The organism is Brotocaccenecus cirricatena, from assembly GCF_020687045.1.
Lineage (GTDB): Bacteria > Bacillota > Clostridia > Oscillospirales > Oscillospiraceae > Vescimonas > Vescimonas cirricatena.
In genome coordinates this window covers 1-19,422 of record NZ_JAJEPW010000054.1, presented here as the reverse complement: position 1 = coordinate 19,422, position 19,422 = coordinate 1, and the positions used below count along the sequence as shown (strand labels likewise).

General features: G+C 63.7%; 18 protein-coding genes and 1 pseudogene. 17 read left to right on the top strand and 2 right to left on the bottom strand.

Going from position 1 to position 19,422, the window contains the following annotated elements; genetic code table 11:
- Together LKD37_RS13835 and LKD37_RS13830 are read right to left on the bottom strand one after the other, a co-directional pair.
- A pseudogene (locus LKD37_RS13835) lies at positions 1–265 on the bottom strand (ATP-binding protein); the annotation flags it as partial.
- Positions 266–291: 26 nt separating this feature from the next.
- Entirely contained in the window at positions 292–1,209 is a 918-nt protein-coding gene (locus LKD37_RS13830) for a DnaD domain protein (protein WP_302929726.1), read from the bottom strand.
- Between the two features lie 197 nt (positions 1,210–1,406).
- Here LKD37_RS13830 and zapA point away from each other — a divergent pair, with 197 nt between their 5' ends.
- The 17 genes from zapA (at position 1,407) to aspS (ending at position 19,381) form a co-directional block, all read left to right on the top strand.
- Entirely contained in the window at positions 1,407–1,727 is a 321-nt protein-coding gene (gene zapA, locus LKD37_RS13825) for a cell division protein ZapA (RefSeq protein ID WP_302929725.1), read from the top strand.
- Positions 1,724–3,829, top strand: a complete 2,106-nt coding sequence (locus LKD37_RS13820; protein WP_302929724.1) for a U32 family peptidase — start codon at positions 1,724–1,726, stop codon at positions 3,827–3,829. The genes zapA and LKD37_RS13820 overlap by 4 nt, the downstream gene beginning before the upstream one ends.
- A 71-nt stretch (positions 3,830–3,900) precedes the next feature.
- Positions 3,901–4,350, top strand: a complete 450-nt coding sequence (gene dut, locus LKD37_RS13815; RefSeq protein WP_302929723.1) for a dUTP diphosphatase — start codon at positions 3,901–3,903, stop codon at positions 4,348–4,350.
- A 4-nt stretch (positions 4,351–4,354) separates the two neighbouring features.
- Complete coding sequence (locus LKD37_RS13810; protein WP_302929722.1) at positions 4,355–4,924, top strand: Maf family protein; 570 nt, start codon at positions 4,355–4,357, stop codon at positions 4,922–4,924.
- Between the two features lie 52 nt (positions 4,925–4,976).
- Positions 4,977–5,816 carry a rod shape-determining protein MreC gene (gene mreC, locus LKD37_RS13805; RefSeq protein WP_302929721.1) on the top strand — a complete coding sequence of 280 codons (840 nt, stop codon included), beginning with the start codon at positions 4,977–4,979 and terminating at the stop codon, positions 5,814–5,816.
- 11 nt (positions 5,817–5,827) lie between these two features.
- Entirely contained in the window at positions 5,828–6,343 is a 516-nt protein-coding gene (locus LKD37_RS13800; RefSeq protein WP_302929720.1) for a hypothetical protein, read from the top strand.
- A 10-nt stretch (positions 6,344–6,353) separates the two neighbouring features.
- Positions 6,354–8,447, top strand: a complete 2,094-nt coding sequence (locus LKD37_RS13795) for a penicillin-binding transpeptidase domain-containing protein (protein WP_302929719.1) — start codon at positions 6,354–6,356, stop codon at positions 8,445–8,447.
- 8 nt (positions 8,448–8,455) lie between these two features.
- Positions 8,456–10,294, top strand: coding sequence for a glycoside hydrolase family 13 protein (locus LKD37_RS13790; RefSeq protein ID WP_302929718.1), 1,839 nt, complete (start codon positions 8,456–8,458; stop codon positions 10,292–10,294).
- Positions 10,295–10,466: 172 nt separating this feature from the next.
- The gene (locus LKD37_RS13785) at positions 10,467–11,222 is read left to right on the top strand and encodes a ParA family protein (RefSeq protein ID WP_302929727.1); all 756 of its coding nucleotides are present in this window, start codon (positions 10,467–10,469) and stop codon (positions 11,220–11,222) included.
- A 27-nt stretch (positions 11,223–11,249) separates the two neighbouring features.
- Positions 11,250–12,116 carry a ParB/RepB/Spo0J family partition protein gene (locus tag LKD37_RS13780; protein ID WP_302929717.1) on the top strand — a complete coding sequence of 289 codons (867 nt, stop codon included), beginning with the start codon at positions 11,250–11,252 and terminating at the stop codon, positions 12,114–12,116.
- A 37-nt stretch (positions 12,117–12,153) separates the two neighbouring features.
- Positions 12,154–13,458 (top strand): serine--tRNA ligase, encoded by a 1,305-nt coding sequence (serS, locus tag LKD37_RS13775; protein WP_302929716.1) that lies wholly within the window; start codon positions 12,154–12,156, stop codon positions 13,456–13,458.
- A gap of 19 nt (positions 13,459–13,477) precedes the next feature.
- Complete coding sequence (gene mscL / locus LKD37_RS13770) at positions 13,478–13,903, top strand: large-conductance mechanosensitive channel protein MscL (protein WP_302929715.1); 426 nt, start codon at positions 13,478–13,480, stop codon at positions 13,901–13,903.
- Position 13,904: 1 nt separating this feature from the next.
- Entirely contained in the window at positions 13,905–14,603 is a 699-nt protein-coding gene (gene rsmG, locus LKD37_RS13765; protein WP_302929714.1) for a 16S rRNA (guanine(527)-N(7))-methyltransferase RsmG, read from the top strand.
- A gap of 29 nt (positions 14,604–14,632) precedes the next feature.
- Entirely contained in the window at positions 14,633–15,376 is a 744-nt protein-coding gene (locus tag LKD37_RS13760; protein WP_302929713.1) for an AAA family ATPase, read from the top strand.
- Positions 15,377–15,398: 22 nt separating this feature from the next.
- Complete coding sequence (locus tag LKD37_RS13755; RefSeq protein ID WP_302929712.1) at positions 15,399–15,815, top strand: methylglyoxal synthase; 417 nt, start codon at positions 15,399–15,401, stop codon at positions 15,813–15,815.
- Between the two features lie 317 nt (positions 15,816–16,132).
- Positions 16,133–17,488, top strand: a complete 1,356-nt coding sequence (hisS, locus tag LKD37_RS13750; protein ID WP_302929711.1) for a histidine--tRNA ligase — start codon at positions 16,133–16,135, stop codon at positions 17,486–17,488.
- A gap of 117 nt (positions 17,489–17,605) precedes the next feature.
- The gene (aspS, locus tag LKD37_RS13745) at positions 17,606–19,381 is read left to right on the top strand and encodes an aspartate--tRNA ligase (protein WP_302929710.1); all 1,776 of its coding nucleotides are present in this window, start codon (positions 17,606–17,608) and stop codon (positions 19,379–19,381) included.
- Positions 19,382–19,422: the final 41 nt, after the last annotated feature.

The window sequence follows — 19,422 nt, the reverse complement described above, 5'->3', positions numbered from 1 at the left end:
CCGTGAGGAGCTCCTCACGGCGGCGCTGGAGGGCCAGATTCTCGTCCCGGATGGCGTGGATGGCAGGCACCGGGTCCCGGCCCCCCTTCAGGGCCCTGGTGATGATCTGGCTCATGGTGCCGCGCAGGCGGCGGTCGATGTCCGCCAGCTCCGGCTCCCGGGCAAACAGCTGCTGCTGACGCTCCCGGAACTGCCGGGCCCGGCGCTGCTTATCCTCGTCAAAGCGGGCCATGGCCCGGCTGAGAATTTTTCCGTCGTAGGGCATGGGGTTCCCTCCTTTACCGCTTTATATTACCACTTCATGTATTTTTCCATGCGGGAGTTGTCCTGATCCGGCTTGTCCGGCTTCGGGGACGGCTGGGCGGGCTTTCCGGCGTCGCCCTGCTGGACCTCCTCCGGCGTGTGCCAGCCGTTTTCGTGCCAGCGGCGGAGGATGCCGTTGAGATACCGCCACTCCAGCTGTTTTTTATAGAATATGGTCTTGTCGTAGGCCAGGGCCACCGTTTCCGGCGGGAAGCCCTTGTCCATCCAATCGGAGATGTACTTTTCCTCGCTGGCCACCGGGCGGCGCTGGCCCAGGCCCAGCACCTGCATATAGGCGGACTGGCCCTGCTGTCTGTCCCGCCAGGTTTTCAGATAGTGGGCGGCGCTGTCCTGGTCGAACAGGCCCTGGCGGGCCCAGTAGTAGCCCTCCTTCTCGATCTGGCGCAGGGTGGGGCGGCGGCCGGGGCCGTAGCGCTCCTCGGACCGGGTGATGCAGTGGTTCACCAGCAGATAGATCACGTCCGCCGGCATGCCCAGGTCGTCATACAGCCCTGCCAGCACCTGCAGGTCGGCGGTTTTCAGCTTGCGGCCCAGCTTCTCCTCCACCTGGGGGATCAGCATCCGGAAGGAGCGGTCGTCCTCCAGAAGGGCCGCCAGGTCCTGGGCGCTGTATACCGGGCGCTCCTCCGCCGGGGCCGGAGGCGGCGTCTCCGCCGGGCGCTGGATCAGGCCCAGCCGCTGCAGGCCCGTTTCCGCCGCGTTCAGCCGCAGCTGGCTCCAGCGCAGCCGGGACTGCAGCTCCTGCTCGGTGATGCCCCGGTCCGCCCGCATCAGAAGCAGGTATAAAAGCGCGGCGTCGCCGTCGCCGTTTTTCACCAGGCGGTCCACCTGGTCCGCCGTCAGCACGATGCTGGGGTCATTTTCCCGCAGGATATAGCCGCTCATAGCCGCGCCCTCCCTTCTGTTTCCTTCGGAACCCCTTTATTTTACACGAAATCCCCCGGTTCGTAAAGCCGCCCAGGCAGGTTTTTCACAAAATTCTCCTTTTCGGCAGAAAAGGCTTTTCCCGGCGGGATTTTGTGGTATAATGGATTCTGTATCGGTATGACTCTTTTTGCGGTTTACATAAATAGGAGGACGACATGGCAAATAAGGTGACAATGAACATCTGCGGCCAGGAGTATACCCTGGTGGCAGACGAGAGCGCGGCATATATGGAGAAGGTAGGCGCACTGGTGGACGAGAAGATGCGCCAGGTGCTGGATGCCCTGCACGTGAGCCAGACGGACGCGGCGGTGCTGGCGGCGGTGAACCTGGCGGATGAGCTGCTGAAAAATCAGGCGGCGGCGGAGAATCTGCGCCGCCAGGTGAAAAACTATCTGGACGAGGCCACTCAGGCCAAGAATGAGGCCTCGGAGCTGAAGCGCCAGCTGTTTAAGGCCCAGCAGGGCCGGGGCCAATGATGGAGCTGCTGAGCCCCGCCGGGGGCTGGGAGGCCATGGTGGCCGCCGTGCAGAACGGGGCAGACGCCGTGTACATGGGCTTCGGCGGGCTCAACGCCCGGCGCAGCGCCCGGAATTTCACGGACGAGGAGTTCCGGGAGGCCGTGGCCTACTGCCATCTGCGGGGGGTGAAGGTGTATCTGACCCTGAACACCCTGGTGACGGACCGGGAGCTGCCTGCCGCCGCCGAGGCCCTGAAAAAAGCCTCGGACATGGGGGTGGACGCCATTCTCATCCAGGACTGGGGCATCTGGCGGCTGGCCCGGGAAATTGCGCCCGATGTTCCCCTCCACGCCAGCACTCAGATGAGCCTGCACACCCTGGGCGGGGCGTGCCGGGCGGCGGAGCTGGGCCTGGAGCGGGTGGTGCTGGCCCGGGAGCTGAGCCGCCGGGACATCCACACCATAACCCGGGGCTGTCCCGCGGAAATCGAGGTGTTCGGGCACGGGGCCCTGTGCATGTGCTACTCGGGTCAGTGCGAAATGAGCGCCGTGATCGGCGGACGCAGCGGCAACCGGGGAGCCTGCGCCCAGCCCTGCCGCCTGCCCTACGGCGTCAACGAAAAGACCGCCGGAGGCCATCCCCTGAGCCTGAAGGACGCCAATCTGGCGGACTATGTGCAGGAGCTGAAACAGATGGGCGTGGCGTGTCTGAAGCTGGAGGGCCGCATGAAGCGGCCGGAATATGTGGCGGTGATCACGGGAATCTATCGCCGTCTGCTGGATGAGAAGCGGGGACCCAGCCGGGAGGAGTCCCGGCAGCTGGAGGCCGCCTTCTCCCGCAGCGGCTTCACCGACGGATACTATAAGGGGCGCACCGGGCCGGAGATGTTCGGCACCCGGCCGGAGAACGCCCCGGAGCCCAAGGAGCTGTTTGCCCGGGCCAAGGCCGGGTACAGCAGGGAGGACAGCCGCCGGGTGCCGGTGGACATGGTCTGCACCCTGCGGGCCGGGGAGCCGGTATCCCTGACGGCCAGCGCCGGGGGACACGTCGTCCGGGCGGAGGGTCCCACCCCGGAGGAGGCCCGGAACCGGGCTCTGACGGCGGAGGAATTGCAATCCCGGCTGGAGAAAACCGGCGGCACCGTGTTCCGGCCCCGGGAAACCCGGGTGGAGCTGGAGGAGGGGCTGATGCTGCCGGCCAGCGCCGTGAACGCCCTGCGGCGGCAGGCTCTGGAGGGCCTGGAGGCCGCCCTGGCCCAGCCGCCGGTGCGGCGGACGGGTACCCCCTCTCCCCTGCCCCAGGCCCAGCCGGGGCCTGACGCGCCGGTGCTGACCTGTTCGATTATGCGGCCGGAGCAGCTGACGGAGCCCCTGGCCCAGTGCGAGACGGTGTATGTTCCGGCGGAGCTTCTGGAAAAGATTGACCTGAACCGCTGGGCGGAGATGACCCATATCTGCGCCGTTCTGCCCCGGATTTTTCGGACGGAGGACCAGGCGGCGCTGCGGGCCCTACTGCAGCGGCACCGGCAGAAGCTCTCCGCCGTGGCCATCGGCAATCTGGGGCATCTGCCCATTACCGAGGGGCTGGGTCTGCCTCTGTGGGGGGACCTGGGGCTGAATCTTTTCAACAGTGAGTCCCTGCTGTTCTGGAAGGAACTGGGGCTGGAGGCCGCCGCCGTGTCCATGGAGCTGCGGTGGCAGCAGATCCGGGACCTGCGGAAGGTTCTGCCCTGCGAGGCGGTGGTATATGGCCGCCTGCCGCTGATGATCATGGAAAACTGCGTCATCCGCAATCAGCTGGGCTGCCGGGACGCCGGGCGGGACTATGCGGACCGCTCCCCTGCCTGCCGGTGCGGCCAGGAGAATGTCCTGGTGGACCGCACCGGGGCGCAGTTCCCCCTGGTGGGCCAGTGGGGCCACCGGTGCGAGATCGAGAACAGTAAGGTGCTGTTCCTGGCGGATAAGCCGGAGTGGCGGCAGCTGGGGCTGACCCGGGCGCGGCTGCGGTTCACCACGGAGCCGCCGGAGGAGTGCGCGCGGGTGCTGCGGGCCTATCAGGGCCGCAGCGACTACCGGCCGGACCAGCTGACCCGGGGGCTGTTCTACCGGGGCGTGGAATAAATACGCCCGGTTATCAACCTTTACAATCTTTTCACAGTTTGTTTTCATATTCAATAGGAGCAAGTGGTACAATGGAGCTTAAAATCAAGGCGGTGTCGCCGAAAATAGGCCGGGAGTTCCCGCTGCCCCAGTATAAGACGGCGGGAGCGGCAGCCATGGACCTGTGCGCGTGCATGGAGGAGGACGTGACCCTGGCCCCGGGCCAGCGGATGGGCATCCCCACAGGGATCGCCATTGCCCTGCCCTCCCCGGACTATGCGGCCCTGGTGTTTGTGCGCAGCGGCATGGGGTTCAAGCACGGGATCGGCCTGAGCAACGGCGTGGGCGTTATCGACAGCGACTATCGGGGGGAGATCTCTGTGGGGCTGGTGAATCTGTCCGGGGAGGACTATACCATCCGGCCCGGGGACCGCATCGCCCAGCTGATGGTGGTGCCGGTGGTGCGGCCGGAGCTGGTGCAGGTGGACGCGCTGGACGAGACGGAGCGGGGCGCAGGCGGCTTCGGCTCCACCGGGAGGTGAGGCCATGGCAAGGATCGTGCTGGCCTCCGGTTCCCCCCGGCGGCAGGAGCTGCTGACCCGGATCGGCATCCGGGATTTCACCGTGCGGGTGCCTCAGGTAGAGGAGTGGTATCCCCAGGGCCTGACGCCCCCGGAGATCGTGTCGTATATCAGCCGGGAGAAATCCCAGGCGGTGCCGTCGGAGGAGGACGAGATCGTCATCACCGCCGACACCATGGTGTTTCTGGACCAACAGCGGCTGGGAAAGCCCAAGGATGAGGCGGACGCCCTGCGGATGCTGACGGACCTGGCGGGGCGGCGGCACACGGTGTGCACCGGGGTTACCCTGCGGCAGGGACAGCGGTCCCTGACCCGGGCCCAGTCCACGGACGTGTATTTCCGGCCCGCCGGCCGGGAGGAGCTGACGGCCTATATCCGGGGCGGCGAGCCCATGGACAAGGCCGGGGCCTACGGCGTGCAGGGCCAGGGGGCCCTGCTGGTGGAGCGCATCGACGGGGACTTTTTCAACGTGATGGGTCTGCCGGTGCTGCTGCTGAGCCGGATGCTGGCGGAGTTCGGCGTGACGCTGCTGTGACCAGTTTATCAAAAAAGGCTTTTTTGATAAACTCGACGATAAGGAATACGCTATGAAACGATTTTTTCAGAAAAACGGCATTATGATGCTGGCCGCTGTGGTGGTGGTGGCGGTGGGGCTGTGTATCGCCAGCGCCGTCAGCAACCAGACGGGCTTTTTGCAGAACGCCGCCGGGGTGGTCACCTATCCCTTCCGGGCGGCGGGTTCCGCCGTGGCCGGATGGTTCCAGAACATCGGCCAGCGATTCGAGACGGTGGAAGCCCTGCGCCAGGAGATCGAGGAGCTGCGCAAGGAAAACGCCCAGCTGAAGGAGGATGCGCGTCAGGCCAAGACCGACAGCGAGGAGAACCAGCGGCTGCGGGACCTGAACGGTCTGCGGCAGCAGCGGCGGGACTTCACCTTTGAGGCGGCCCGGGTCATCGAGCGCAGCACCTCCAACTGGTCCAGGACCCTGACCCTGAACAAGGGCACCGGCCTGGGCGTGGCCATCGGCGACTGCGTGGTGGATCAATACGGCTATCTGGTGGGAGTGGTCACCGAGGCGGGCGCCAACTGGTGCACCGTGACCACCATCCTGGACACGGATTCCCAGCTGGGGGCCCTGGTGTTCCGCACCGGCGAGGTGACGGTGGCCATGGGGGACCTGGCCCTGATGGGGCAGGGAAAGCTGAAGCTGTCGTACCTGGAGGGGGAATCCAGCCTCATCAACGGCGACATGATCGTCACCTCCGGCCTGGGAGGCTACTATCCCTCGGGACTGGTCATCGGCTCCGTGGAGGAGATTAAAACCGATGACAACGGCTTGACCCGCTACGCCACCATCGTCCCCAAAACCGATATCACCCAGCTGGTGGAGGTGTTCGTGATCACGGACTTCACCATCGTGGATTGAGAGGAGCGGCCATGAATCAATCCATGAACCAACGGGATATGTTCTTCAAATGGCTGTACTACGCCGGGGCGGTGCTGCTGCTGGTTCTGGTGCAGTCCCTGGTGCTCAACCGCATCTCCGTGTGGGCGGTGCACCCGTTTCTGCCGCCGGTGATCGCCGGGATCATGGCCATGCTGGAGGGTCCCGCCGAGGGGGCCGTGTTCGGCGGCATCTTCGGCCTGCTGTGCGACCTGACTATGCCGGGGGTCATCCCGTGCTTCTATACCCTGGCGTTTCTGGCGGCGGCGCTGCCGGCGGCGATGATCGCCAAGCGGCTTCTGAGCCAGGGATTCCTGTGCGCCGTTCTGTGCGCGGCTCTGGCCCTGGTGATCACGGACCTGCTGCACACGGTGCTGCTGACCTTCCGGCAGGGGGTGGAGCTGAGCGCCGCCCTGTCGCTGACGGGGCGGGAGCTAGCCGTGACGGTGGTGCTGTCGCCGCTGGTGTATCTGCTGCTGCGCAGCGTGCACAACCGGATCCTGAGATAGGAGGCGTGCCATGAAGAAAAACGCATTTGACCCGATGCGGGTCCGCATCTGGGCGCTGACGGGGCTGATGGGCCTGTGCCTGCTGGCCTTCGCCGGGGTGATGTACTATACCCAGATCCTCCACGGGGAGGAAAACCGGGCCAAGTCCCTGGCCAGCAACGCCGCCAGCGAGACGGTGGAGGCCTCCCGGGGGATCATCACCGACCGCAACGGCAAGGTGCTGGTGTCCAACCGGCTGACCTATACCCTGATCTTCTCCGCCAAGGATTTTGAGAATGACCAGGACCTGAACGCCGCCATTCTGCGGCTGACGGACCTGTGCACCGAGAACAACACCGTTTGGAACGATACCCTGCCCCTGAGCAAAACCGCGCCCTACAGCTATACCGACGCCCAGGACAGCGAGGGCTTCGCCCTGTTCCTGAAGAACAAAAGCATCCCCTATTCCAAGCTGTCCCAGGTGACCCCCACCCTGCAGCCGGACCGGTTCATGGCCAAGCTGCGGGAGCTGTTCAAAATCGACAGCAGCTATACCGACGACCAGGCCCGGACCATCGCCGGGGTGCGGTATGAGCTGGCGGTGAAGAGTCTGACGGACGCACAGTACGTCTTTGCCGACGACGTGTCCGTGGAGCTGATCAGCCAGACGGCAGACGGCCAGTATCAGGGGGTATCCACCGGCACCGCCTCCGCCCGGGTGTATAACACCGAATATGCCGCCCATGTGCTGGGGCGGCTGAGCCCCATCTACTACGAGGACTGGGTGGGCGACCCGGAAAACGGCATCACCGGCTATCGGGACATGGAGGGCTACTCCATGAACTCCCTGGTGGGCCGGGAGGGCGCGGAGAAGGCCTTTGAGTCCTATCTCCACGGCACCAAGGGCACTCGGATCATCACCACCAACGAGGAGGGGAAGATCACCGGCGAGCTTTACACCAAGGAGCCTCAGCCCGGCGGCACCGTGGCCCTGACCCTGGACATCGACGTGCAGGAGGACACGGAGAAGTCCCTGGCCCAGACCATCGAGGCCATGACCGCCAAGGACGGCATCGTCCGGGGCGGCGCGGCGGTGGTGGTGGGGGTAGGCTCCGGCGAGGTGCTGGCCATGGCCAGCTATCCTACCTATAACCTGTCCACCTTTGACCAGGATTACAGCAGGCTGGTCAGCGACACCGTGGGCACTCCCCTGCTGAACCGGGCCATCGGCGGCGCATACGCCCCGGGCTCCACCTTTAAGCCCTGTACCGCCGTGGCGGCCCTGGAGTCGGGGATCATCACTCCCTCCTCCACCATTGTGGACCGGGGCGTGTATGACTACTACAAATCTCCCCAGCCCCGGTGCTGGATCTATAACGAGTACGGCGGCACCCACGGACGGGTCAACGTGTCCCAGGCCATCACCGTGTCCTGCAACTATTTCTTCTATGAGGTGGGCCGGTTGACGGGTATCAAGACCCTGGCGGACTACGCCAGGCAGTTCGGTCTGGGCGAGTATACCGGCATCGAGATCGGCGGGGCGGGAAGTGCCGAGGCCAAGGGCTCCATGGCCACCCCGGAGTTTGCCGAACGCAACGGTCTGGAGTGGACCGACGGCCAGACCCTGACCGCCGCCATCGGCCAGAGCTATGACCTGTTCACGCCCCTGCAGCTGGCCAACTACATCGCCACCCTGGTGGGCAGCGGCCAGCACTATGAGGCCCATCTGCTGAAAAACGTGAAATCCTACGACAACTCCTCGGTGATCTACGCCTATGACAAGGCGCCGCTGAACACCGTGGAGATGAGCGACAGCACCTTGCAGGCGGTGAAGGAGGGCATGCACAACCTGACCACCGGGAGCCTGTCCTACTACTTCTCCAATTGCGTGGTGTCCGCCGGCGCCAAGACCGGTACCGCAGAAACCGGTATCGCCAACACCAACAACGGCGTGTTCGTGTGCTTCGCCCCCTATGACGATCCCCAGATCGCCGTGGCCGTGGTCATCGAGAAGGGCGGCTCCGGTGCGGCCCTGGCCTCCACCGCCGTGGACATTGTGAACTCCTATTTCTCCCAGGAGGAGATCGGCGCCGTGGTCATCGGCGAAAATACCCTGCTGAAATGAGGCATTCCATGAGCAAGATCTTTGACTCCCGCGATACGGAATATAAGTCCCCCTTTGGCGCCGCCGTGTGCGGCGCCACTGTCCGTTTCGCGGTTCGACCGGGGGATGAAAACGTTACCGGCGTGACGCTGCTCCTGCGGCGGGAATTTGCGGGTACGGAGCAGGAGGTGGCCCTGTCCCCCGGCGATGACGGCCGGTGGCAGGGGGTATACACCGCCCCGGAGGAGCCGGAGCTGGTGTGGTACGCCTTCCGGTTTTCGTATCCGGAGGGGCAAAGGCTATACGGCCTTCACGGCTTCGACGACCAGGCCCGGTGGCAGCTGACGGTTTATGACGACAGCCGCCCTACCCCCGCCTGGTTTGGCCGGGGGATCACCTATCAGATCTTCCCGGACCGGTTCTGCCGCACCCGGGGGCCGGACCCCGCCGGGATGGTGGGGGACCGGGTGGTCCACCAGGATTGGGACGACACCCCGGTGTGGCGGCCCGACACCCAGGGGATCATCCGCAACAACGATTTCTTCGGCGGCAGTCTGGCGGGGATCACCTCCCGATTAGACTACCTACAGAGTATGGGAGTAGGTACGTTGTACCTGTGTCCGATTTTTGAGTCCGACAGCAACCACCGGTACGACACGGCGGACTACCGGCGCATTGACCCCATGCTGGGCACCGAGGAGGACTTCCGCACCCTGTGCCGGGAGGCCGGGTGCCGGGGCATCCGGGTGATGCTGGACGGGGTGTTCAACCACACCGGCAGCAACAGCCGGTATTTCAACGCCCAGGGATTCTATCCGGAGCTGGGGGCGGCCCAGAGCCGGGAGTCCCAGTATTATAATTGGTACTCCTTCCACCCCTGGCCGGAGGATTACGACGCCTGGTGGGGCATCAGGACCCTGCCGGCGGTGCAGGAGTCTGCGGACAGCTATCGCCGGTTCATCATCCGGGACGGAGACTCCGTGGTGCGGCACTGGCTGCGGCAGGGGGCCTCCGGCTGGCGGCTGGACGTGGCCGACGAGCTGCCGGACGACTTCATTGCCGAAATTCGCAGTGCCATGGACCAGGAGAAGCCCGACAGCTTCCTGCTGGGCGAGGTGTGGGAGGACGGCAGCAACAAGATCGCCTACAGCCAGCGCAGGCGGTATCTGCTGGGCAGCGAGACCCACGGGCTGATGAACTATCCCTTCCGGACGGCGGCCCTGGACTGGCTGCGGGGCGGCGACGCCGCCGTCTTCCGGGACACCATGGAGGTCATCCGGGAGCACTATCCCCGGCCCGCCTTTTACAGCGCCCTGAACATTCTGGGCACCCACGACACGCCCCGGATCCTGACCCTGCTGGGAGCGGAGGATGTGCCGGATACCAAGGACGGCCGGGCGGCGTACCGCCTCTCTCCTGCCCAGCGGCAGAAGGGCCAGGCCCGGCTGCGGGTGGGCGAGATGCTGCTGTACTGCTTCCCCGGCTCCCCCACGGTGTACTACGGGGACGAGGCCGGGATGGAGGGCTTTGAGGACCCCCTGAACCGGGGGACCTATCCCTGGGGCCGGGAGGACCAGGAGCTGCTGGCCTTCTTCCGGCAGCTGGGGCAGCTGCGCCGGGAGCGCCTGTCCATGCAGGAGGGGGACCTGACCTATCTCCATGCCCGGAGCGGCGTTCTGGTGCTGCGGCGGCAGCTGAGAGACGAGATCACCGTGGCTGCCCTGAACGCAGGCGAGGACGCCGCAGAGGTAACCATCCCCTGGCCCCGGGAGCTGGCCCGGGAGGCCCTGACCTTCCAGCAGTTCTATGCCCCCGGCGGGAAGCTGCGGCTGCGGCTGCCGCCGGTTTCGGGGATGATCCTGATATGACTCACGGGGTGGATGTTTCACGTGAAACATCCACCCTTTTTGCGTGTTGGTTTCGCTGTTTCACGTGAAACATTTTTCTCAAGTTTTTTCTCATTTTGCAGATTTTCTATTGAAACCGACTGAAAATGTGATATACTAAAATAAAGACCGACAGAAAGCGAGTGTGGACAAAGTGGCGAAAATCGTGGCGATCGTGAATCAAAAAGGCGGCGTTGGGAAGACCACCACCTGTGTCAACCTGGCTGCGGCCCTGAAATACCTTGGGAGGCGGGTGCTTTTGTGCGACTTTGACCCCCAGGCCAACGCCACCTCCGGCATGGGGGTGGACAAATCCGTGTCCAACGGCGTGTATGACGTGCTTATCAACGGCGTGGAGACCCGGAAGGCCATCGTCACCACCCCCTATGGCGACGTGCTGCCCAGCAGCAAGGCCCTGGCCGGGGGCGGCGTGGAGATGATCGAAATGGCGGACCGGCAGTTTCTGCTGCGCAGCGCCCTGGACGCCGTCCGGGAGGATTACGACTATATCTTCGTGGACTGTCCCCCCTCCCTGGAGCTGCTGACCCTGAATGCCCTGTGCGCGGCGGACTCCCTGCTGGTACCGCTTCAGGGGGAGTACTACGCCCTGGAGGGCCTCAGCGACCTGATGAACACCGTGCGCATCGTCCGGCGGAACATGAATCCCCGGCTCCAGATCGAGGGCGTGCTGCTGACCATGTTCGACGGGCGCACCAACCTGGCCATTCAGGTGGCCCAGGAGGTCAAGCGGTTCTTCCCCGGGAAGGTGTATGCCACGGTGATCCCCCGGAACATCCGCCTGTCTGAGGCGCCCAGCCACGGAAAGCCCATCACGGCCTATGACCGGGGCTGCCGAGGCGCGGAGGCCTATCTGGCTCTGGCCAACGAATTTCTCAAAAAAAATACCTGATTCTGTGCGGAAAGGAGCGTTTCAGCAATGGCCAACAACCCAAAAGGGCTGGGCAAAGGCCTGGCCGCCCTGTTGGGAGACGACGTGATCGACTCTCAGGAGGAAAAGAGCAGTCTGTTTCTGCCGATTTCTCAGGTGGAAAGCTGCGCATCCCAACCCCGCAAGCAATTTGACCCGGAGTCCCTGGCGGACTTAGCCGACTCCATCCGGGAGCACGGCATCATCCAGCCGCTGACGGTGCGGAAGCTGCAGTCCGGCTATTACCAGATCATCGCCGGTGAGCGCCGCTGGCGGGCCGCCCGCATGGCGGGACTGACCCAGGTGCCGGCCATCGTCATCGAGGCCGACGACCGCAAAGCCATGGAGCTGGCCATGATCGAGAACCTCCAGCGGGAGGACCTGAACCCCATCGAGGAAGCCGAGGGCTATCAGGTGCTGATGAGCCAGTACAACATGACCCAGGAGGAAACCGCCCAGCGGGTGGGCAAGTCCCGGTCTGCCGTGGCCAACGCCCTGCGTCTGCTGAACCTGTGTCCTCCAGTGCGGGCCATGGTGGAGGACGGACGGCTGACCAACGGCCACGCCCGGGCGCTGCTGCCCCTGTCCCCTGCCCTGCAGGAGACCACGGCGGCCACCATCCTGAAAAATGACCTGTCCGTCCGGCAGACGGAGCAGCTGGTGAAGAAACTCACCGCCGGAAAGAAGGAGAAGCCCTCCCCTGCCGGTCTGATCGTGGACTATGCCCAGGAGGCCGCCCGGGATCTGGGGAACACCCTGGGTCGGGGATGCCGCATTGTCTCCGGCAAGAAGAAAGGGCGCATTGAGTTGGAATATTACGGTGTGGACGACCTGAACGAGCTGTTGGAGGCCCTGCACACCATCAAAAAACCATGATGTTTCACGTGAAACACGGAAAGGTGCGATAAAAGCCATGCTTGATATCAAATTTGTCCGGGACAATCCGGAAGCCGTTAAGGAAAACATCCGCAAGAAATTCCAGAACGCCAAGCTCCCCCTGGTGGACGAGGTCATTGCCCTGGACGCTGAGAAGCGGGCCGCCATGAACGAGGCCAACGACCTGCGGGCCCAGCGGAACCAGCTGTCCAAGCGGGTGGGTATGCTGATGGGTCAGGCCAAGAAGGACCCCAGTAAGCTGGCGGAGGCCGAGGAGGCCAAGGCCCAGGTGAAAGCCAACGCCGACCGGCTGGCCCAGCTGGAGGAGATGGAGGGCCGTCTGACCCAGCAGATCACCAAGATCATGATGGTCATCCCCCAGATGATCGACCCCTCCGTGCCCATCGGCCCCGATGACTCCCACAATGTGGAGGTCCAGCGCTTCGGCGAGGCCAAGCTGCCGGAGTTCGATATTCCCTATCACACGGAGATCATGGAGCGCTTCGACGGCATCGACATGGACGCCGCCGGGCGGGTGTCCGGCAACGGATTTTACTATCTAATGGGCGATATCGCCCGGCTCCACGAGGCCGTGCTGGCCTATGGCCGGGATTTCATGATCGACAAGGGCTTCACCTATTGCATTCCCCCGTTTATGATCCACGGCAACGTGGTGGAGGGCGTCATGAGCCAGACCGACATGGACGCCATGATGTATAAAATCGAGGGCGAGGACCTGTATCTGATCGGCACCAGCGAGCACTCCATGATCGGCAAGTTCATCGACCAGATCGTGCCCGCCGAGTCCCTACCCCAGACGCTGACCTCCTATTCCCCCTGCTTCCGGAAGGAGAAGGGCGCCCACGGCATTGAGGAGCGGGGCATCTATCGCATTCACCAGTTTGAAAAGCAGGAGATGATCGTGGTCTGCAAGCCCGAGGACTCCAAGAAGTGGTACGAACAGCTGTGGCGCTACAGCGTGGAGCTGTTCCGGTCCCTGGATATCCCGGTGCGGCAGCTGGAGTGCTGCTCCGGCGACCTGGCGGACCTGAAGTGCAAGTCCTGCGACATCGAGGCCTGGTCTCCCCGGCAGCAGAAGTATTTCGAGGTTTGCTCCTGCTCCAATCTGGGCGACGCCCAGGCCCGGCGGCTGAAAATCCGCTACAAGGACGAAAACGGCAGGATGCAGCTGTGCCATACCCTGAACAACACCTGTGTGGCCCCTCCCCGGATGCTGATCGCCTTCCTGGAGAACAACCTTCAGGCCGATGGCTCCGTGCTGATCCCCCAGGCCCTGCGGCCCTATATGGGCGGCCACGACCGCATCGTTCCCAAGCACTGAGGACGGAAGGAGGATACTTATGAAGAAGTTTTTTCATGAGTTCAAGGAGTTTGCCATGCGCGGCAACGTCCTGGACATGGCCATCGGCGTGGTCATCGGCGCCGCCTTCGGCAAGATCACCACTTCCCTGGTCAACGACATCATCATGCCCCTCATCGGTCTTATCACCGGCGGCATCGACCTGACCCAGTGGAACATCGTTCTCAACAGGGCCGCCGTGGCAGCGGGCGATGCTGCGCCGGTAATGCTGGGCATCGGCAATCTGCTGGCGGTGATTCTGGACTTCATCATCGTGGCCTTTGCCATGTTCCTGCTGGTGAAAGCCATGAACAAGCTGGCCGCCCTGAAGAAGAAGGATGAGGAGCCCGCGCCGGAGGAGCCTGCCGGTCCCACCACTGAGGAGCTGCTGGCGGAGATCCGGGACCTGCTGAAGGAGCAGAAATAATTTGGAAGCCATTCTGAAAGAGGGTCTGGCCCAGCTGGGACTGGACACGGGAAGCATCCCGGCACTGACGGAGTTTTCCCGGCGGCTGCTGGAGAAGAACCAGGTCATGAACCTGACCGCCATCACCGAACCGGCAGACGTGGCGCGGCTGCACCTGCTGGACTGCGCCTGCCTGCTGACGGCGGCGGACTTCCGGGGCAAGCAGGTGGTGGACGTAGGCACCGGGGCCGGATTCCCGGGAATGCCCCTGCGGCTGCTGGAGCCGGATTTTGACCTGACCCTGCTGGACAGCCTGGGAAAGCGCATCGACTTTTTGCAGGAGACCGTGGACGCCATGGGCCTGCAGCGGGTTCGGTGCGTCCACGCCCGGGCGGAGGAGTTCGCCCGGCAGCATCGGGAGCAGTTCGACATAGCCGCCTCCCGGGCCGTGGCCCAGCTGAACGTACTGTGTGAGCTGGCCTTGCCCCTGGTGAAGGTGGGCGGTCAGTTCCTGGCCATGAAGTCGGTGGATACCGACGACGAGATTCAGCGCGCCAGAAGCGCCATTGCCCAGCTGGGGGGCAAAATTGGAAAAATCTGGGATTATACCATTCCCGGAACGGACGTGCGGCACCGGGTGGTCATCATCCGGAAGGAGCGTCCCACCCCGGCAGCCTATCCCCGGCCCTTTGCCCGCATTAAAAAAGCGCCGTTGGGCTGAGTCCCCAACTGTATACGAGGTACCTGGATATGGGAAAAATCATTGCAGTGGTCTCCGGCAAGGGCGGCACCGGAAAGACCTCCTTCACCGCCAACGTGGGTTTGGCGCTGGCCGCCCTTGGGAAAAATACCCTGTGCCTGGACTGCGACATCACCCTGCGGAACCTGGACCTGGCCCTGGGGCTGACGGACAAGGCCCTGATGGATTTTTCCGACGTCATCGCCGGCCGCTGCTCCCTGTCCGACGCCGCGGCCGATCACCCCAAGTATCCCGGGCTGCATCTGCTGACCGCTCCCCTGTCCCCCGGGGGACAGCTGGACGTGACCGATGAGCAGATGCGGCAGCTGCTGGACCAGGTGCGCCAGGAGTATGACTATTGCCTGATCGACGCCCCGGCGGGGCTGGGTCAGGGCTTCCGGCTGGCCACCGGCTGCGCCGACTGCGTGGTGGTCATCACCACCACCGACGCCTCCGCCCTGCGGGACGCCCAGCACACGGTGATGCTGCTGGACAAGCGCTTCACCACAGAGAGTCTGTTCCTGGTGGTGGGGCGGGTGCAGAAGAAGCTGCTCCGGGCCCTCCACAGCACCATCGACGACGCCATGGATGCCGCCGGGCTGCCCCTGCTGGGGGTGGTGCCGGAGGACGGCGACGTCCCCTATGCCCTGAACCGGGGCATCCCCCTGCGGGATATCAACTATTACGCGGCCCGGGCCTATGAAAACATCGCACGGCGCATCACCGGGCACCAGGTGCCCCTGATGCGAATCTGAAAACACGAAAGGAAGTGCCTCCATGAATATCGCACTGATCGCCCACGACAACAAAAAGGAACTGATGGTCCAGTTCTGCACCGCATACTGCGGCATTCTGGCCCAGCACACCCTTTGCGCCACCGCCACCACCGGCCTCCAGATTGGGGAGGCCACCGGCCTGCGCATCCACCGCTTCCTGTCCTTCGACCACGGCGGCGGCCAGCAGATTGCAGCCCGCATTGCCTATAATGAGCTGGACATGGTTCTCTGCTTCAGCGACCCCAACCAGAAAGTCCCTGACGAGGACGTGGCCAATATCTTCCGCCTGTGCGACCAGAACAATATCCCCTATGCCAGCAACGTGGCCACCGCCGAGATGCTGGTGCTGGGCCTGGCCCGGGGCGACCTGGCCTGGCGCGACATTGTCAATCCCAAAACCAAACCCTTTACCGCTTGACAAGCGGGCCCGAATGCCATAAAATAGGAAGAACGACCGCCATAAAGGAGACAGGAGTACCTTCACCCCCACCGGCACCAGAGAGGCGCGACACCGGCTGAAAGCGCGCCCCGGCAGGAGAAGCGAAGACAGTCCCCCAGCGGGGATGGAAACATCCACGGCCCGCTCCCCGTAACAGGAGCTGCGAGGGCCCCTTTACGGGCTGAATTTGGGTGGCACCACGAAGCGTATCCATGCGCTCTCGTCCCAAACACGGGACGGGAGCGCATTTTTTCGTACCAAAACCGAAATACACAACAGAAAGGAAATATTTCACCATGGCAACTGTGACCCCCCGGACTCTCTCCGGCTTCATGGAGCTGCTGCCTGCCCCGCAGCAGCAGATGGAGCGGATGATGGAGATCCTGCGCACCACCTACAGCCGATACGGCTTCACTCCCCTGGACACCCCGGTCATCGAGGCCAGCGAGGTGCTGCTGGCCAAGGGCGGCGGCGAAACCGAGAAGCAGATCTACCGCTTCCAGAAGGGCGACGCCGATCTGTCCCTGCGGTTTGACCTGACGGTGCCCCTGGCCAAGTATGTGGCCCTGCACTACAACGACCTGGCCTTCCCCTTCCGCCGGTATCAGATCGGCAAGGTATACCGGGGCGAGCGGGCCCAGCGGGGCCGCTTCCGGGAGTTCTATCAGGCGGACATCGACATCATCGGCGACGGCAAGCTGGACATCACCAACGAGGCGGAGATCCCCTCCATCATCTATCAGACCTTCACCTCCCTGGGCCTGACCCGGTTCCAGATCCGGGTCAACAACCGGAAGATCCTCAACGGATTTTACGCCATGTTGGGCCTGACGGAGCAGTCCGGCGACATCATGCGCACCGTGGACAAGCTGGACAAGATCGGAGCCGGCAAGGTCCGGACCTGCCTGACGGAGGACGTGGGACTGACGGCGGAGCAGGCCGACGAGATCATGCGGTTCATCTCCATCACCGGCAGCAACCGGCAGGTACTGGACGCTCTGGCCGGGTATCAGGGGCGGCACGAGCTGTTCGACCAGGGTCTGGAGGAGCTGAACACCGTCACCCGCTATCTCTCCGCCTTCGGCGTTCCGGAGGAAAATTTCGCCGTGGATCTGACCATCGCCCGGGGCCTGGACTACTACACCGGCACGGTGTATGAGACCACCCTGCTGGACCATCCGGAGATCGGTTCCGTGTGTTCCGGAGGACGTTACGACAACCTTGCTGCGTATTATACCGAACGTCAGCTCCCCGGCGTGGGCATCTCCATCGGCCTGACGCGGCTCTTTTATGTGCTGGGCGAGCAAGGTCTGCTGAACCCCCAGCTGCCCACGGCTCCCGCCGATGTGCTGATCCTGCCCATGACCCAGGACCTGACGCCGGCCATCCGGCTGGCTACCCGGCTGCGGAGTGCAGGCGTCCGCACCCAGCTGTATACAGAGCAGAAAAAGTTCAAGGCCAAGATGAACTATGCCGACAAGCTGGGGGTCCCCTATGTGGTGTTCCTGGGGGACGACGAGATCGCCGCAGGACAGGTGGCCTGCAAGGATATGACCTCCGGCGAGCAGACCAAGCTGTCCTTTGAGGACACTCTGTCCCGGATCACCCAGGGACTGTCCCAGCGAAACCAGGGCAAGGTCATCCTGGAATAATAAATACAAACCGAAATATCTGAATGAAATATTTCAACTTGTAATCAAGTAATTCAATACAGAACGTGATATTTTAACCAAACTATACAAATCTTTATCAGAACAGGAGCGATTCATATGATGCAGATGCGAACCCATACCTGTGGGGAGCTGCGGCTGGCCAACGCGGGTCAGCGCGTGAAAATCGTGGGCTGGATGGAGAACGTCCGGGTCGTGGGCCAGAACTTCGCCTTTGTGGTGCTGCGGGACTTCTACGGCACCACCCAGGTGGTGGTGGAGAACCAGGAGATGATGGACATCATCAACGGCCTGAACAAGGAGTCCACCATCAGCGTGGAGGGCACCGTCCGGGAGCGGGCCAGCAAGAACCCCAAGCAGGCCACCGGCGACATGGAAGTGGTGCCGGAGAAGATCGAGGTCCTGGGCCGCTGCCGGTACAACAGCCTGCCCTTTGAGATCAACCGCAGCCGGGAGGCCGACGAGACCCAGCGTCTGAAATATCGTTATCTGGACCTGCGGAACCCGGCGGTGAAGAGCAACATCATCCTGCGGTGCCAGGTGGTGTCCGCCCTGCGTGCGGCCATGACCCAGCACGGCTTCCTGGAGATCACCACCCCCATCCTGACCGCCTCCTCCCCGGAGGGCGCCCGGGATTATCTGGTGCCCGCCCGGAAGCACCCCGGCAAGTTCTATGCCCTGCCCCAGGCTCCCCAGCAGTTCAAGCAGCTGCTGATGACCGCGGGCTTCGACCGCTATTTCCAGATCGCTCCTTGCTTCAGGGATGAGGACGCCCGGGGCGACCGCTCCCCCGGCGAGTTCTATCAGCTGGATATGGAAATGGCCTTCGCCACCCAGGAGGACGTGTTCGCCGTGCTGGAGGACGTGCTGCCTCCCATCTTCGCCAAGTTCGGCACCTATAACGTGGCCTCCTCCGCCCCCTTCCGCCGCATCGCCTATCGGGACGCCATGGAGACCTACGGCTCCGATAAGCCCGACCTGCGCATCGACCTGACCTGCAAAAACGTCACCTCCCTGTTCGCCGAAAGCGAGTTCGAGGCCCTGCGGGGTCAGACCGTGAAGATGGTCCCCGTGTCCGACTGCAAGCTCACCCGCAAGCAGATCGACAAGCTGTTGGGCGACTGCGAGGTGCAGTCCGGCTCCAAGGCCTACTGGTTCAAGATGGACGAAAACGGCCAGCTGGCCGGCGGCATCGCCAAGTTCGTCACCGGTATCCAGGAGCAGCTGACCCAGGCCCTGGACCTGAAGCCCAACACCCTGGTGCTGGTGGCCGCCGGGGCCGCCGCCACCAAGTCCGTGGGCGTGCTGATCAAGACCTTCGGCGTGGCCTGCGAGGGCCACATGGACAAGGAGCGCTATGAGTTCTGCTGGATCGTGGACTTCCCCATGTACGAGATCGGCGACGAGTCCGGCCAGCTGGAGTTCTGCCACAATCCCTTCTCCATGCCCAGCGGCGGCCTGGAGGTGCTGCTGAAGGCCGAGCGGGGCGAGATCGACCCCCTGACCATCACCGCCGACCAGTACGACCTGGTGTGCAACGGCGTGGAGCTGTCCAGCGGCGCCGTCCGGAACCACGATCCCGAGATCATGGTCAAGGCCTTTGAGCTGGTGCGTCTGGGCGAGGAGGACGTAAAGAAGAAGTTCCCCGCCATGTACAACGCCTTCTGCTATGGTGCGCCTCCCCATGCCGGCATCGCTCCCGGCGTGGACCGCATGATCATGCTGCTGGCAGGCGAAAGCTCCATCCGGGAGATCATCCCCTTCCCCATGAACAAGAACGCCCAGGATATCATGATGGGCGCCCCCTCCACCGTGGAGCAGAAGCAGCTGGATGAGCTGCATATTGCTATCGTGGGTGACGTGGAGGAGGACTAAACCGTATACATCCGGGTTTCGGCGGGGCACATGGGCCCCGC